Below are 15,360 nucleotides of genomic sequence, written 5' to 3'. Positions count from 1 at the left end.
GGTAGCCCTTCCAGTTCCCTCCGCCGGCGGGTTCGAGACACCGGGCACAACACTCCGGCAACCATAAACGGATTGGTAATCCGCACCGCTTAGTCTCCCCTCTATCGAAGAGACGCCGACCATCGGCTTCCATCGGCGGCGCCCCGTCGCACTGGAAAGTCCGGCGTGTCCCTTTTGACCGAACCGAGAGAGTTGCTCGTGCGTACAGGAATTCCCAGCCGCAAGGATCGTCTGTCGGGCTTCAGCAAGGCCGTCGGCGTCTGCGCGATCTCGATGGCGCTTTTGTCGCAGTCCACCGTGCTGGCCTCGGCCGACAGCAACGACGCCGCCTTCGTCATCGATGCGAACAACGGCAAGGTCCTGTATTCGAGCGACGGCGACGCGCTGCGCTATCCCGCGTCGCTGACCAAGATGATGACGCTCTACATGCTGTTCGAGGCCATGCGGAGCGGCCGGGTGTCGCGCGATACGCCGATGAAGGTGTCGTCCTATGCCGCCGCCCGCCCCCCGACCAAGCTGCGCCTGAAGGTCGGCTCGACCCTCAAGGTGGAGGAAGCCATCCTCAGCCTCGTGACGCTGTCGGCCAACGACGCGTCCGTCGTCATCGCCGAGCATCTCGCCGGCTCGGAAGCCCGTTTTGCCGCCCAGATGACGGCCAAGGCCCGCCAGCTCGGCATGAGCAAGACGACGTTCCGCAACGCCAACGGCCTGCCCAACAGCGAGCAGAAGACCACGGCGCGCGACATGGCCACGCTCGGCATCGCGCTTCGCGAGCATTTTCCGCGCGAGTTCGGCTACTTCAAGACCAAATCGTTCAACTTCCGCGGACGCACCATCAACGGTCACAACCGGCTTGTCGGCCGCATCCAGGGCGTCGACGGCATCAAGACCGGCTACATCAACGCCTCGGGCTACAACCTCGTCTCCTCCCTGCTGCGCGACAACAAGAAGATCGTCGGCGTGGTGATGGGCGGGCGCACCGGTGCCGCCCGCGACAAGAAGATGGCCGACCTCCTGACCAAGTATCTCGCGGTCGCGTCGACCCGCAGCAGCGGCGACCTGATCGCCTCGCGCAGCACTGAGCCGCGCGTCACCGTCGCCGCCGCCCCGCCGACCTTCAGCTACCAGCCGCCGTCCAGCGTCCCCTTGCCCCGCATGCGCGAGACTATCAACGAGCGGATCGCGGAAGCCTACGGCGCCGATGCCGACGCCGCGCATGCCGTCGCGCGCCTCGCCGCCGCGCCGACCCGGCCGATCGTCGGTCGCGCCGCGCTGCGGGCCGCCCTCAAGGCCCCGCGCCCCACCGCCCCCGTCAACGCCCTCGCCCCGTCCGGCCCCGTCCCGCCCGGTGACATTCCCACCGGCCGAGATTTCGATCCGATGACGACGGGGACCATACTCGCTCGTGCTGCCTCTCCGCGGACCTCGCCCTGGGTCGTCCAGATCGCCGCCATGCCCGAACAGAACCGTGCGCTCGAAATGCTCGCGGAAGCCAAGGCACGCAGCGGCTCCGCCCTCAGCAACGCACAGCCTTTCACCGAGTCCGTTGCGAGCGGCTCGCAGACCCTGTACCGCGCGCGTTTCGCCGGCTTCCAGTCGCGGACCGAGGCGAACCGGGCCTGCGACGCGCTCAAGCAGCACTCCTACAACTGCTACAGCGTCGCCAACTGACTGATTGCCGGCGGTTCTGACCGCCGGCCGGATACCCCACAACGCGGATGTCGCCGGCGATCACCCCACGGTCGATTGCGCAGCCGCGCCCTGATTTCACAACGATAGTGCGCCCTATCCAGCCGCGTTGAGGACTGCCGCAATGACCATCGATCAGGAAAGCCTCGGCCAGATGGAGCCCGTTTCCCGGAGGATGGGCGCGACCGTCGTCGGCATGCATCCGCTGCATCAGGCCTCGCGCCGCATCTCGGAGTTCCGCGAGGGCCGCTCGCTTTTGAAGGCCAAGGATCTCGTCGGCCTTCTGCTCTGCCACGGGGCCCGCGCCTGGCGCGCCTCGCAGCCGCCGGCCTCGCCGCGGCTGGTCGTCTATTCGCCGGTCGGCGACCGCGCGATCCGGCTGCGCGTTCGCTGACCCGCGCGCTTCCCGCGGAGCCGTCCGGCCCACGCGGGTGATGATCCGCCCCATCGCGTCGGCGCGACGGGCGAACGCCCGGCCGGCGTGGGGAAGCTAGATCAGCCCGAGGTCGGCGAGTTCACGCCGGAGCTCCGGCGGCAGCGCACCGCCCTCGCCGCCCGCTCCCAGATCCTCCGGCGCTTCGGCGCCCTCGAGATAGCGCCAGCCCTGGAAGGCGCGGCGCGGCTGCCAGTCCGTCAGGACGAAGCGCGGCTCGAGCACGATGTGGCACCGCTTGATGCCCTCGGCGTCGACCACCGGGCGAAGTTCCAGGATGGGCTGGCGAACCTGCACCTTTCCCTTGATCACCCAGTAGAGCGAGCCGCCGGCGAGAATCTCGTCGGCGCGCTTGGGCAGCGCGCGGGTCTGATGGATCTGTTCCTGCGGCAGGCCGCGGCTGGCCGCGTCGCCCATCCGCTGGGCGACCCATGACTGCAGATCCTCGACCGAATCGGCGCCGACGCAGAGCTTGACCATATGAAGCGACATGCCGCGTTCTGCCGCCATGCCAGGCCCTGCGTCAAGCGCTCGCCCGCCGCGCTCGGCAGGGCGAAGCGCCGCAGCGGGCGGCCGGCCGCCCGCCGGACGCGATTGCCGCCCGGCCTGCAATTTGCGAAGACCGTTCCGACAAGGCGCGCGGGTTCGGGATAGACACATGGCGAGTTTGGATTTCCGGGATGGCCTGGCACTCGCCGTCTTCATCGGCGGCTGGTTTGCCTACAACTGGCTGACAGACCGCAGCCCCTGGTCGCGGCACGGCCTCAGCCAAGCGATGAATGTACAGCGGCGGCGCTGGATGCAGGTCATGCTCAACCGCGATCTCCGGATGATCGACACGGCGATCATGGCGGGCCTGCAGCAGGGCACCGCCTTCTTCGCCTCGGCCTGCATCTTCGCCATCGGCGGCTGTTTCGCGCTGCTCGGCTCCAGCGACCGCATCGCGGCCATCGCCGCCGATCTGCCTTTCCACGGCCGCCTCGATCGCGGCCTGGTCGAGGTGAAACTGCTGGGCCAGGTGGCGATCTTCGCCTATGCCTTCTTCAAGTTCGGCTGGGCCTATCGCCTGTTCAACTACTGCACCATCCTGATCGGCGCGATTCCGATGCGCTCGGATGCCATGCTCAATCCGGAAGCTGCCCAGCGGGCGGTCGCCCGCGCCACGCGAATGAACCAGCTGGCCGCGAAGAACTTCAATGCCGGGCTTCGCGGCGTCTTCTTTGCGCTCGCCTTCCTCGGCTGGTTTATCGGCGCCTATTTCCTGATCGGCACCACGCTTTTCGTGATGGCGATTCTCGCCCAGCGCCAATTTTTCTCCCCGGCCCGCCATACGGTGGCCGATGCCGACGAGGATCCGCTTCCATGTCTGACACCCCCGCCCCAGACGCCGCTGACGGAATCGCCGAGCTGATCGCCACGATGATCGCCGAACGCGGTGCCGACAAGACGGTCTGTCCGTCGGAAGTCGCCCGCGCCATCGCCGGCCCTGACGAGACGAAATGGCGGCTGCTGATGCATCCGATCCGCGTCGAGGCGGTGAAAATGGCCAAGGCCGGGGCGCTGACCATCCGCCGCAAGGGTCGCGTCGTCGACCCCGACGGCTTCAAGGGCATCTACAGGCTGGGGGCTGCGTCAGAATCCGCTGCCGCGCCGGAGGAGATCGACGAGGCGGGCGCCGGGAACAGCGCGTCCGTGCGCCCTCTCAGCCAATAGGCGACAAGGCCCAGATACTCGCGAAACGAATCGTTCACCTTGTCGAGGTTGCGGGTCGAGGAGGTCGACGGCCGCCAGACCAGGCTGCCGGCCGGCGTCCGGTAGTCGACGGGATAGGGGATCACGTCGAAGCCGGCCTTGCGGAAGCAGCCGACGCTGCGCGGCATGTGCTGGGCAGAGGTGATCATCACCCAGACCTCGCCCGGCTTGGGGGCGGCGAGCTCTCTGGCGTAGACGGCATTCTCGTAGGTGTTGCGCGCCTGCCCTTCCAGCATCAGCCGGTCACGCGCGATTCCCTGCGACAGGAAGAACTCCTCGGCCGATTCGACCTCCGGCACATCCTCCTCGAGGACGGCCGCGACGCCGCCGCTGAACAGGAGCTTGGCGTCGGGATAGCGCAGGGCCAAGGCCGTCGCGGCCGTCATCCGGTCGGCGGCCTCGTTCAGTTCCACGCCGCCGCGAGTGCGAGCGACGCGGGTGTCGAGGGCGCCGCCGAGAACCACGATGCCGGTGATGCGCGCGGGCAGTTCCGGCGGCGGAAAGCGGTTCTCGAGCGCCGCCGTCATCAAGAGGCCCACCGGACTGGCGGAGACGACCAGCAGGATCGCCAGCGCCAGGAGGCTCAGTCCCGCCCCGAGCCTGCGCAGCCCCAAGGCGCCGAGAAAAATCCCCAGCGCCAGGAGGAGCGCCGTGATCACCAGCGGCTGCAGCAGGAACCAGGCGAGTTTCGAGACGACGAAGAACAAGGGCGGCACTTTCGGTGCGAGGAAGCCTCTCCCTTAGCCGCTGGCGTCCCCCGCCGCCACTGCCGCTCCCGTTGTCCGACGGGAGCGGCGGTCCGTCATGCCGCGCGTCAGACGCGATCCCAGTTCGGCGCGAAGGACGGATCGACCAGGCGCCGGCGTTGGCTGGTCAGAGCGGTCAGCGCCGCTTTCTCATCGGCGCCGAGCTCGAAATCGAAGACGGCCAGATTCTCGGCCAGCCGCTCCGGCGTCTTGGTGCGGGGAATGGCGGCGACGCCCTCCTGCTCGATCTCCCAGCGCAGCACGATCTGCGCCGGCGTCTTCCCGTGCCGCCCTGCAATGCTGGTGACGACGGGGTTGGCCAGGATCTCGCCGCCCTGCCCGACCGGCGAATAGGCGACCATGGCCATGCCATGACGCCGACAGGCCGCGTGAATGGCCTCCTGCGACAGGAAGGGGTGGTATTCGACCTGGTTGCAGGCGAGCGGCGCTTCCGACAGGGCCGCCGCCTCGTCGAGCATGGCGCTGGTGAAGTTGGCGACGCCGATATGGCGGGTCAGGCCGAGGTCGATCGTCTCGTTCAGGGCATCGATCGATTCTTCCAGCGCGACATCCGGATTGGGCCAGTGGATCAAAAGGAGATCGACCGCGCCGATGCCCAAGGCCTCGATCGCCTGGGTAGCGGACGCCTGCAGCTTGCCCTCGGCGATGTCGGTCCACCAGACCTTGGTGGTGACGAAGAGATCGTCGCGGGTGATGCCGGAACGGCGGATGCCCTCGCCGACGGCCGCCTCGTTCTTGTACATCCGCGCCGTGTCGATATGCCGGTACCCCGCGCCGATCGCCTTCGCCACCATGTCAGTGCAGACGTCGCCTTCCAGCGTGTAGGTGCCATAGCCGATCGCCGGAATCCGTGCGCCGTTCGCCTCGATGATCTTCATGCCGATGCCTTTCTGTGCCATCACGTCGCCCCGACAGGGCGGCGCGTTTCGCTTCATGAGATAGGCGGCGCGTCCAGTTTTCCAGTCGACGAGAAGGGTCAAGGGCCGCAATGACGCCAGGCGAGACGGAGAGTGCGCGGCCCGAGGCGGTCGTCCGGCGGATCGACGCGCTCGATATTGCCCGCGGCGTGGCGCTGATCGCGATGGCGATCTACCACTTCACCTGGGACCTCGAAAATTTCGGCTATGTCGATCACGGCCTGACCGCCCAGGGCGGCTGGAAGCTGTTCGCCCGCTGCATCGCTTCGAGCTTTCTCTTCCTCGTCGGCGTCAGCCTGGTCCTGGCGCATGCGCGCGGCATCCGGTGGCGCTCCTTCTGGCGGCGGTGGCTGGGGGTTGCCCTCGGCGCGGCGGCGATCACGCTCGTCACCTTCTACGTCACGCCGCAGGGCTTCGTGTTCTTCGGCATCCTGCACGAGATCGCGCTGGCCAGTCTGCTCGGCCTCGCCTTCCTCGGCCTGCCCTTCCCCGTGACGGCCCTGGTGGCGCTGGCGGTCATCGCCCTGCCGCAGTTCGTGACGAGCGACCTTCTCGATCCCAAGGCGCTCGCCTGGATCGGCATGGCCGCCAAGCCCCCGGTCTCCAATGACTTCGTTCCGCTGTTTCCCTGGTTCGGTGCCGTTCTCCTCGGCATCGCGGCCGCGCAGGCGGGCCGCCGGTTCGGCGCCTTCGACCGGCTGCGCCTCTGGAACCAGCGCCTCGGGAGAGCCGCGCCGCTGGCCTGGCTCGGCCGCCATTCGCTGCTGTTCTACCTCCTGCACCAGCCGCTGCTGTTCGGCCTGGTCGCGGCGACCGCGCAGGTCTATCCGCCGGACCCGGCCCGCATCCTGCAGTCAGACTGTCGCCGGGGCTGCATGGCCGAGCGACAGGATGCCGCCTTCTGTTCGCGCTATTGCAGCTGCATCAGCGACCGCCTGGTCGGCGCCGACCTTCTGGAGAGGCTGCTCGCGCAGACGACGACCGAGACCGAGAACGCCGCCATCGGCGACATGGTGCTCGCCTGCTCGGCGCCGCGTCCCTGACGCTTGTCCGAGCGCGACGGTTGCCGGGCGGCCTCGGCGGCTCGCCGCGGCAGCCGAGTTCAGCTTCCCTGGGTGACGCCCAGCTCAGCCATGCGGGTGAGGCAAGCCTCCTCGGCATTGTCGAGCTCGGACAGGAGCTCCTCGATGTCGCGCCGCTTCTGCTCCAGTTCCAGCCGCTTCTGGCTGACGCGTCGGACGATGGCGCGCAGCTGGCCGGCCTCGCCCGGGGGCGTCTTGTACATCTGCATGATCTCGCGGATTTCGGAGATCGAAAAGCCGAGCCGCTTGCCGCGCAGGATCATCTTCAGGAGATGCCGGTCGGAATGGCGGAACAACCGCGTCCGGCCCCGCCGAATCGGCGCGATGAGACCTTCGTCCTCGTAGAAGCGGATGGTGCGCGTGGAAATGTCGAACTCTCGCGTCAGCTCGGTGATGGTGTAGTAATCGCGCATCGAGTTTCCCTAGGAGATCGAACCCCTGTCTGGTCCCAGACTTACGTAAAAGTCAATTTGTGATCACCCTAGCAGAAGATCTTTTCACCGGCGGCGGCCTCACGCGTCACCTGAAAAAGACTATGGGCCGCAATCGATCGGTGGAATGGAGGCTGGGCCGGCTCGCCCCTTCGGCTGAACCCGGGCGGTACGCCTCACCCCGTTGGTCGGTCGGCGGCAGGATCGCCGTCGCGTCCGCCGTGGGCTGTTGATCACGACGGCGCGTCGACGACCCTGGTTCTTGTCGCCGAGAATAGGCCGGAAGTTGATCCGGGTTCGCTCGACTCGGCCGGCCCGATCGACGGCGCTCAAGCCGACCAACCGCTTACCCGGCGTTTCTGTCCCCAACTGGATATCGAAATGCGCGACCGGTTGGTTGACGCCTTTCCCCCGGCATGGCTCTTTGCAGGCCTCATGAGGCGGCAGAGATCGCCCTAAAGCTTGATACGGCGATCGAGACGGCGTGCTTCTCCTCGGAGGGCCAGCCTTTGTCGACGCCCCTGGGAGGAACGTCATGTCTATCCGCGCGATTCTGTGCACCCTCGCCGCCGGTGCCGCCTTCACGGCGTCCGCCCACGCCGCCACCGAGCTTCAGTGGTGGCATGCGATGAACGGCGCCAACAACGAGGTGGTCGAAGAACTGGCGAAGGAGTTCAATGCCAGCCAGGGCGACTACGTCATCAAGCCCGTGTTCAAGGGCACCTATCCCGAGACCCTGAACGCCGGCATCGCCGCCTTCCGCGCCAAGCAGACCCCGGCGATCATCCAGGTCTTCGACGTCGGTACCGGCGTGATGATGGGCGCCGAAGGCGCGATCAAGCCTGTCGCCGAGGTTCTCGAACAGGGTGGCTACACCTTCGACAAGGCGAAATACCTGCCGGGCATCGTCAACTATTATTCCAAGCCGGACGGCACGATGCTGTCCTTCCCGTACAACTCGTCCTCGCCGATCCTCTATTACAACAAGGATACCTTCGAGAAGGCGGGGCTCGACGTGGCCAACCCGCCCAAGACCTGGGACGAAGTGTTTGCCGCCGCGCGCAAGATCAAGGAAAGCGGCGCGGCGCCCTGCGGCTACACCTCGACGTGGCTGACCTGGATCCACCTCGAGAACTTCGCCGCCTGGAACAACGTCTCCTATGCCAGCGGCGAGAACGGCCTGGCCGGCGGCAAGGTGGAGCTGGCGATCGACTCGCCCATCTATGTCGACCATTTCCAGGCGATCGCCGACCTCGCCAAGGAAGGCGTGTTTCGCTACGGCGGGCGCACCTCCGAGGCCAAGCAGCTCTTTCTCTCCGGCGAATGCGGGATCTTGACGGAATCGTCCGGCGGTCTCGGCGACGTCGTCAAGTCGGGCATGAACTACGGCATCGGCCAGCTCCCCTACGACACCAAGGGCAATGGCGCGCCGCAGAACACGACGCCCGGCGGCGCCAGCCTCTGGGTCTTCGGCGGCAAGACCGACGAGGAGTACAAGGGCATCGCCCAGTTCTTCAACTTCCTGTCGCAGACCGACATCCAGTCGCGCCTGCACCAGAAGTCCGGCTACCTGCCGGTGACGCTGGAAGCCTATGAGGCGACGAAGAAGAGCGGCTTCTACAAGGAGAATCCCGGCCGCGAGACGCCGATCAGCCAGATGATGGGCAAGCCGCCGACCGAGAACTCCAAGGGCGTTCGGCTGATCAACCTGCCGCAGGTGCGCGACATCGAGAACGAAGAGTTCGAGTCCATGCTGAACGGCAGCCAGGACGCCAAGACCGCGCTCACCAAGGCCAAGGAACGCGGGGACGCGGCCATCGCCGCGGCGACCCGCTAGGGCAGAAGAGCCCGATGGCCTCTCCGCGCGTCGTCTTCCCCAACAAGGTCCTGCCCTATCTGCTGCTGGCGCCGCAGATCGCGGTGACGCTGGTCTTCTTCTACTGGCCGAGCGGGCAGGCTCTCTACCAATCGACGCTGCGCGAGGACGCCTTCGGGCTCTCGACCGAGTTCGTCGGGCTCGATAATTTCCGGGCGGTGTTCGCCGATCCGAACTATCTGCATTCGCTGCAGGTTACGGTGGTGTTCAGCGTCGCCACGGCGGCGCTGGCCATGGGCCTGTCGCTCTTCCTCGCCTCGGCGGCGGAGACGGTGGTGCGCGGCAAGGGTTTCTACCGCACGCTGCTGATCTGGCCCTATGCCGTCGCCCCGGCCGTGGCGGGCCTGCTCTGGCTGTTCATGTTCAGCCCGACCATGGGCACCTTCGCCTACATGCTCAGGGCAACCGGCTACAATTGGGATCCGCTTCTCAATGGCGACCAGGCGATGGTGATGGTCGTCGTCGCCGCTGCCTGGAAGCAGATCAGCTACAACTTCCTGTTCTTCGTCGCCGCGCTCCAGTCGGTGCCGCGCTCGCTGATCGAGGCGGCCGCGATCGACGGCGCGCGCGGGTCGAAGCGCTTCTGGACGATCGTCTTCCCGCTGATCGCGCCGACGAGCTTCTTCCTGCTCGTGGTGAACTGCGTCTACGCCTTCTTCGACACCTTCGGCATCATCCACGCCGTCACCGGCGGCGGCCCGGCGAAGGCGACGGAAACCCTGGTCTACAAGGTCTTCAACGATGGTTTCGTCAATCTCGACCTCGGCTCCTCGGCCGCGCAGTCGGTGATTCTGATGGCCATCGTCATCTGCCTGACCGCCGTCCAGTTCCGGTTCGTCGAGAAGAAGGTTCACTACGCCTGATGGTCGAGCATCGCCCCCTGGCCCGGCTGATCGCGCATCTCGTGCTCATCATCGGCATCCTGATCGTCGCCTTTCCGATCTACTACACCTTCATCGCCTCGACGCAGACGATCCAGACCATTCTCTCCCCGCCGCTGCCGCTGACGCCGGGCAACCAGTTCCTGGAGAACTACGGCACCGCGCTGTTCTCCGGTGTCGGCCAGCTCGGCGGCGTCAGCATCGGGCGGCTCCTGTGGAACACCGCGGTCGTCGCCACCGCGATCGCCGTCGGCAAGATCGTCATCTCGATCCTGTCGGCCTTCGCCATCGTCTATTTCAGTTTTCCCGGCCGGATGGTGTTTTTCTGGATCATCTTCATCACCCTGATGCTGCCGGTCGAGGTGCGTATCCTGCCGACCTACAAGGTGATGGTCGATCTCGGCCTGATCGACACCTATACCGGCCTGACGCTGCCGCTGATGGCCTCGGCGACCGCGACCTTCCTGTTCCGGCAGTTCTTCATGACGATCCCGCCGGAACTGGTGGAGGCGGCCCGGATCGATGCGGCGGGGCCCATGCGCTTCCTGCGCGATATCCTGATCCCCTTGTCCAAGACCAACATCGCCGCGCTCTTCGTCATCCTCTTCATCTACGGCTGGACGCAGTATCTCTGGCCGCTCCTCATCACCAACGACAGCTCGATGAACACGATCGTCATCGCTTTGCGCAAGATGGTCTCCTTCACCGATGCCGAAACGCCCTGGAACCTGGTGATGGTGACCGCGATCTTCGCGATCCTGCCGCCGGTCCTCGTCGTGGTCCTCATGCAGCGCTGGTTCGTCAAGGGCCTCGTCGAGTCCGAGAAGTAGAACAATGGCATCCATCACCCTCAGGGACGTGCGCAAGCGCTACGGCGAGACCGAGGCCGTGCGCGGCATCTCGCTCGACATCGAAGACGGCGAGCTTCTGGTGCTGGTCGGGCCCTCCGGCTGCGGGAAATCCACGCTCCTGCGCATGATCGCGGGCCTCGAGACGATCACCGCCGGCACGATCGAAATCGGCGGGCGCGTGGTCAACGACCTCGAGCCGTCCGACCGGAACATCGCCATGGTGTTCCAGAACTACGCCCTCTACCCGCACATGACGGTCCGCCAGAACCTGTCCTACGGGCTCAAGAACCGCGGCATGAAGGCCGCCGAGATCGAGCGCCGCGTCGGCGCGACCGCCGCATCGCTGGAAATCGAAGGCTTCCTCGACCGCAAGCCGGGCCAGTTGTCGGGCGGCCAGCGCCAGCGCGTCGCCATGGGCCGGGCCATCGTGCGCGAACCCGCCGCCTTCCTCTTCGACGAGCCGCTGTCCAACCTCGACGCCAAGCTCCGCGTGCAGATGCGCATCGAGATCCGGCGCCTGCAGCGCGCGCTCGCCACCACCAGTGTCTACGTCACCCACGACCAGATGGAGGCGATGACGCTCGCCGACCGCCTCGTCGTCCTCAACGCCGGACTGGTGGAGCAGGTCGGCCGGCCGATCGATCTCTATGAGAAGCCCGCCAGCCTCTTCGTGGCGGGCTTCGTCGGCTCGCCCGGGATGAACCTCCTGCCGGCCGAGCGGCGGGCGGACGGCCTGTCTCTCGCAGACGGCATCCGGGTCTCGGGCTTTGCCCCGGCAGGCGACGGGGCCTTCACGCTCGGCGTGCGGCCGGAAGCTTTCGTGCTGGGCGAGGGAACGGACGGACTGTCGGCGGAGGTCGAGGTGACCGCCGTCGAGCTCGTCGGGGCGGAGAGCTATGTGCACGGAACGCCGACAGGTGGCAGGACGCCCCTGATCTTCCGCGTCCCCGGGCGGTCGGGGCTCGATATCGGCCAGCCTGCCCGGATCTTCGCCCCCGCCGCCGCGCTGCACGCCTTCGGACAGGACGGCAAGCGGATCGGATCCTGACGGGTCAACGTCATAGGGCGGAGCCCGGCGACCGTCCGGCATCGCCCACGGTGCAGGTTCGGGCCCGTCAGCTGCTGCCGAGGCCGAACCACCACGCGGCCAACCCCAGGAACGCGAAAAAGCCGACGACGTCCGTGACCGTCGTCACGAAGGTTCCGGACGCCAGCGCCGGGTCGGCCCCCACCCGGTCGAGCAGCAGCGGAATGAGGATTCCGGCCAGCGCGGCGGCGATCATGTTGATGATCAGCGCCAGGCCGATCACTTGGCCGATTCCCCAGCTCTCGAACCACAGCCCGGCGACGACGCCGATGATGACGGCGAAGGCAACGCCGTTGAGGATCCCGACCAGCACCTCCCTGCGGATGACGCGGCCGGCGTTATAGATGTCGATGTCGCGGGTCGCCAGAGCCCGCACCGCGACGGTCATCGTCTGCGTGCCGGCATTGCCGCCCATCGAGGCGACGATCGGCATCAGCACGGCGAGCGCCACCATCTGCTGGATCGTGGCGTCGAAGAAGCCGATGACGACGGAGGCGAGGATCGCCGTCCCCAGATTGATCAGGAGCCAGAGGAAGCGCGAGCGCACCGTCGTCAGCACCGTGTCGGACAATTCCTCGTCGCCGACGCCGCCGAGGCGCAGGAGATCCTCCTCGGCCTCCTGCTGGATGACGTCGACGACGTCGTCGATGGTCAACACGCCGACGAGGCGCTGGGTGGCATCGACGACGGCGGCCGAGAGCAGATCGTACTGCTCAAAAATCTGCGCCGCCTCCTCCTGGTCCATGTCGGCCGGAATGGCATGGCGCGTCTCGTGCATGATCTCTTCGATCGTGGCGGGACGGCGCATGCGCAGGATGCGGTCGAGATCGACGGCACCGAGCAGCTTGAACGAGGGATCGACGACGAAGATCTGCGAGAAATTGTCGGGCAGCCCGTCCTCGTCGCGCAGATAGTCGATGGTCTGGCCGACCGTCCAGTAGGGCGGCACGGCGACGAACTCGGTCTGCATGCGCCGGCCGGCCGATTCGTCCGGATATTCCAGCGCGCGGCGCAGCCGGATGCGCTCGCGGAACGGCAGCTGCTCCAGGATCTCCTTGCGGTCCTCCTCCTCGAGATCCTCGAGGATGTAGACGGCATCGTCGGAATCCAGCGCCCGCACCGCTTCGGCGATCTGCGCATTGGGCATGGCGTCGACGATCTGGAGCCGGACGGCCTCGTCGACCTCGGTGAGCGCGGCATAGTCGAAATCCGCGCCCATCAGCCGCACCAGCGACTGCCGGTCGTCCGGGCTGAGATGCTCGAGAAGGTCACCGAGCTCCGATTCGTGGAGATCGACGACATGGCGCTTCAGGTGCTCGGCGTCGTCCGCGGCGATCGCCTCGGTGACGCTGTGCAGATACCCCGCGTCGAAGCCGCCATCGGCGTCGTAGATCGCCGATGGATTGGCCGGTTCGGCGGCGGCCGGGGGGTCGAGGACGTCGTCCTCGGGCTGTCGATCAGCCATACTCGCCCTCCTGCCGCTCAAGATGATTCATGAGCGACGTCTAGAGCATCGCGGCACCGATGGGAAACCGGCGTTTCGACGATCAGCGAGGCCGCGACAGGAGCCGTAAGCGGGCCGACAGCCGAAGCGCATCCGGCACGATCCTGCGACGTAGACCAATCGCTACCGGGCGACATCGTCCGCGACGAGATCCTGTCTCCGAAGCCGTTTCCGTCGGTGGTAGCGTCTTTGCGCCCACTCACCGGGTCCGAACGATCTTTCCAGCATGCCCCTTTGCGAGGTCCGCTCTAGCGAAGAAGCGATACGAGGGTGCCGGGGGCTCTGGTATCTCCGGCTAGGCAGCCCTGATAGGCGCGCCGGCCCTCGGCCTCGCCGATGGCGCGGGCAAAGCCGGCGCCGCCGTCGCCGTCCCGTTCGAGCTCGTATCGATCGGCCGCCGACTGCAGGGCGAATTGCTGGCAAAAGGCCTCGGAACCGGGCGCGGCGCGGTTCGCCGAAATGCTGGCGCCTTGAAACGGTGCATAGGGAACGCGGGGGGCATCCCCGGCGGCGGCGCAGCCGCCGAGTGTGACGAGGGCCAGCGCCATGGCTGTCAGTTTCATGTGGGTACTCCGACTGGATCCTGGTTCTTAATCGCGCGAGCGAGATGCGGTTCCGTCTCGCCGACGCCCGTCTAGCGCAACGACGTACGGAACCCGATCACCGACCTAAGCGCCCCGCCCCCCTGGTCGAAGACCTCTTTCGACGACACGGCAAAACGCCGGTCGTCGCGCCGGACGGCATGCCGGCACCGACTGGCAGCACGGTCACATTCCCGGCAGCGGAGACGCAGGCCGAAATCGACCCCGCCGGCAGGCCCCGGGACGAGGACGGCTGCTGCTCCCTCATCGCCAACCAAGCCTTCGACATCATGTGGGATAGAGTGCCGTGGCTGCCCAACAAAACGCCACCGAAGCTTGCCAATCCGCTGCGACTAAGTGATATCCCATAGTAACAGGCACAAAGGCGGTTTCTGCGAAAGATCGGGCTGATGCACCCAAACCTGGAAGCGACCGCCAAGCGCAACGCCGAGATCGTCCGCCGCGTCGAGGCGGGTGACTCCATGTCTTCCGTCGCCCGCGAATATGAGGTGACGCCGGCGAGGGTCCGGCAGATCGTTACGAGGAGCCAGCAGCCGGCCCCTCCTTTTGGTCTGGGAAAGAACGCCGTCACCCTGATCCGTCGCGTCCTGAAGATCGAGGGCAGGCCTGTCCAGGCCGACGACGTCATGACGTTCGTCGAGAACGGACATCTCCACACCCGGCACCCGAACTTCGGCCAGCGCAGCGTCGATGCCATCTCGGCAGCCTTCGTGGCCTACAGGGACGACAAGCAGGTCATGGGATATCTCGTCCGGTCCCCCGGCGCGTTCGACGACGCGATGACGTTGAAGAAGCGGTCGCGCTGAGGCGCTTGAGGAGCAGTATCGCACCGATCATGGATCGCGTGCGGGACCTAACTGCACGAAGGCGACGCCATCTCCACTGAGGGCCGCTTTGGCTCGACGGAGAGTACGGCTCCCGGAGCTGCCGCATGCCAGCCCTTCGGTAACTTGACCGCCATCGGTCGGCCGCGGGCAGACGCCGGCGACGAGATCTTCGGCGACTGGCCGCCGATCCGATTCGTCCATCACGCTGGAAACGCGGCCCCGATCGTCCGCACGATCAGGCCGAATCGCCTGGCGAGCTCAGCAAAGGTCAGAATAGAGAAGCTGAATTTCAGCAAGAAATCGGGGGGGGCATCCCCTACACGAGGACGCGGATCGGATTTTCTTGCAAGGGGCCATGTCCAAGTTCGGCGCCAGCGCCGCCTGAACATTCGATCCCCGCACCCTGCGGGAAAAACCCCGCGCCATTCAGAACTTGTTGGTAGGACAAGAACTTACAGGCGCAAAACACGACTGGTGCGGTCGAGAAGACTCGAACTTCCACGGGTTGCCCCACAGCGACCTCAACGCTGCGCGTCTACCAATTCCGCCACGACCGCACGCCGTGTCACCGATCCCTGAAGACCGGCTGCGGGCATGTAACAAACGATGTTGGTCCGCACAAGCGCTTTGGCGAAATGAGCGGGAAAATCGTCAGAAGCCC

At 66.5% G+C, this 15,360-nt stretch carries 16 protein-coding genes and 1 tRNA gene; 10 read left to right on the top strand and 7 right to left on the bottom strand.

Annotated elements, in window-relative coordinates:
• The first annotated feature begins 198 nt into the window (after positions 1-198).
• Entirely contained in the window at positions 199-1,671 is a 1,473-nt protein-coding gene (locus IEX88_RS23575; protein WP_244640458.1) for a D-alanyl-D-alanine carboxypeptidase, read from the top strand.
• A 142-nt stretch (positions 1,672-1,813) separates the two neighbouring features.
• Positions 1,814-2,083: a hypothetical protein gene (locus tag IEX88_RS23570; protein WP_188854934.1), complete on the top strand. Its 270-nt coding sequence runs from the start codon at positions 1,814-1,816 to the stop codon at positions 2,081-2,083.
• A 96-nt stretch (positions 2,084-2,179) separates the two neighbouring features.
• On the opposite strand, the gene IEX88_RS23565 is transcribed toward IEX88_RS23570, so the two are convergent.
• Complete coding sequence (locus IEX88_RS23565; RefSeq protein WP_188854933.1) at positions 2,180-2,614, bottom strand: DUF1489 family protein; 435 nt, start codon at positions 2,612-2,614, stop codon at positions 2,180-2,182.
• A gap of 166 nt (positions 2,615-2,780) precedes the next feature.
• Here IEX88_RS23565 and IEX88_RS23560 point away from each other — a divergent pair, with 166 nt between their 5' ends.
• Complete coding sequence (locus IEX88_RS23560; protein ID WP_188854932.1) at positions 2,781-3,533, top strand: DUF599 domain-containing protein; 753 nt, start codon at positions 2,781-2,783, stop codon at positions 3,531-3,533.
• A complete protein-coding gene (locus IEX88_RS23555) occupies positions 3,485-3,835 on the top strand; it encodes a DUF3253 domain-containing protein (RefSeq protein WP_188854931.1) in 351 nt (116 codons plus the stop codon). The genes IEX88_RS23560 and IEX88_RS23555 overlap by 49 nt, the downstream gene beginning before the upstream one ends.
• Here IEX88_RS23555 and IEX88_RS23550 read toward each other — a convergent pair.
• Together IEX88_RS23550 and IEX88_RS23545 are read right to left on the bottom strand one after the other, a co-directional pair.
• Entirely contained in the window at positions 3,736-4,581 is an 846-nt protein-coding gene (locus tag IEX88_RS23550) for a YdcF family protein (protein WP_188854930.1), read from the bottom strand. The genes IEX88_RS23555 and IEX88_RS23550 overlap by 100 nt on opposite strands.
• 107 nt (positions 4,582-4,688) lie before the next feature.
• Entirely contained in the window at positions 4,689-5,519 is an 831-nt protein-coding gene (locus IEX88_RS23545; RefSeq protein ID WP_188854975.1) for an aldo/keto reductase, read from the bottom strand.
• A gap of 110 nt (positions 5,520-5,629) precedes the next feature.
• Between IEX88_RS23545 and IEX88_RS23540 the strand changes: the two genes are divergently transcribed.
• Positions 5,630-6,601: a heparan-alpha-glucosaminide N-acetyltransferase gene (locus IEX88_RS23540; protein WP_188854929.1), complete on the top strand. Its 972-nt coding sequence runs from the start codon at positions 5,630-5,632 to the stop codon at positions 6,599-6,601.
• Positions 6,602-6,660: 59 nt separating this feature from the next.
• Here the strand turns inward: IEX88_RS23540 and IEX88_RS23535 are convergent, their stop codons facing one another.
• Positions 6,661-7,053, bottom strand: coding sequence for a MerR family transcriptional regulator (locus IEX88_RS23535; RefSeq protein ID WP_188854928.1), 393 nt, complete (start codon positions 7,051-7,053; stop codon positions 6,661-6,663).
• A gap of 553 nt (positions 7,054-7,606) precedes the next feature.
• Here IEX88_RS23535 and ugpB point away from each other — a divergent pair.
• The 4 genes from ugpB to ugpC are packed head-to-tail and all read left to right on the top strand — an operon-like array spanning position 7,607 to position 11,727.
• Positions 7,607-8,908, top strand: a complete 1,302-nt coding sequence (gene ugpB, locus IEX88_RS23530; protein ID WP_188854927.1) for a sn-glycerol-3-phosphate ABC transporter substrate-binding protein UgpB — start codon at positions 7,607-7,609, stop codon at positions 8,906-8,908.
• Between the two features lie 14 nt (positions 8,909-8,922).
• Positions 8,923-9,810, top strand: coding sequence for a sn-glycerol-3-phosphate ABC transporter permease UgpA (gene ugpA, locus IEX88_RS23525; RefSeq protein ID WP_188854926.1), 888 nt, complete (start codon positions 8,923-8,925; stop codon positions 9,808-9,810).
• The gene (ugpE, locus tag IEX88_RS23520; RefSeq protein ID WP_188854925.1) at positions 9,810-10,658 is read left to right on the top strand and encodes a sn-glycerol-3-phosphate ABC transporter permease UgpE; all 849 of its coding nucleotides are present in this window, start codon (positions 9,810-9,812) and stop codon (positions 10,656-10,658) included. The genes ugpA and ugpE overlap by 1 nt, the downstream gene beginning before the upstream one ends.
• A gap of 4 nt (positions 10,659-10,662) precedes the next feature.
• On the top strand, positions 10,663-11,727 hold the full coding sequence (gene ugpC, locus IEX88_RS23515) for a sn-glycerol-3-phosphate ABC transporter ATP-binding protein UgpC (RefSeq protein WP_188854924.1): 1,065 nt from the start codon (positions 10,663-10,665) through the stop codon (positions 11,725-11,727).
• Positions 11,728-11,794: 67 nt separating this feature from the next.
• Here the strand turns inward: ugpC and mgtE are convergent, their stop codons facing one another.
• Entirely contained in the window at positions 11,795-13,231 is a 1,437-nt protein-coding gene (gene mgtE, locus IEX88_RS23510) for a magnesium transporter (RefSeq protein WP_188854923.1), read from the bottom strand.
• 287 nt (positions 13,232-13,518) lie between these two features.
• Positions 13,519-13,833, bottom strand: a complete 315-nt coding sequence (locus IEX88_RS23505; RefSeq protein ID WP_188854922.1) for a hypothetical protein — start codon at positions 13,831-13,833, stop codon at positions 13,519-13,521.
• A gap of 428 nt (positions 13,834-14,261) precedes the next feature.
• On the opposite strand from IEX88_RS23505, the gene IEX88_RS23500 reads away from it, so the two are divergent.
• The gene (locus tag IEX88_RS23500) at positions 14,262-14,678 is read left to right on the top strand and encodes a hypothetical protein (protein ID WP_188854921.1); all 417 of its coding nucleotides are present in this window, start codon (positions 14,262-14,264) and stop codon (positions 14,676-14,678) included.
• Positions 14,679-15,171: 493 nt separating this feature from the next.
• Here the strand turns inward: IEX88_RS23500 and IEX88_RS23495 are convergent.
• Positions 15,172-15,256 (bottom strand) — tRNA-Leu (locus IEX88_RS23495).
• Between the last annotated feature and the right edge of the window lie 104 nt (positions 15,257-15,360).

This window comes from Aureimonas glaciei, assembly GCF_014643375.1.
Classification (GTDB): Bacteria; Pseudomonadota; Alphaproteobacteria; order Rhizobiales; family Rhizobiaceae; genus Plantimonas; species Plantimonas glaciei.
The sequence above is the reverse complement of the archived record's forward strand: the minus strand, read 5'-3'. Positions and strand labels throughout refer to the sequence as shown.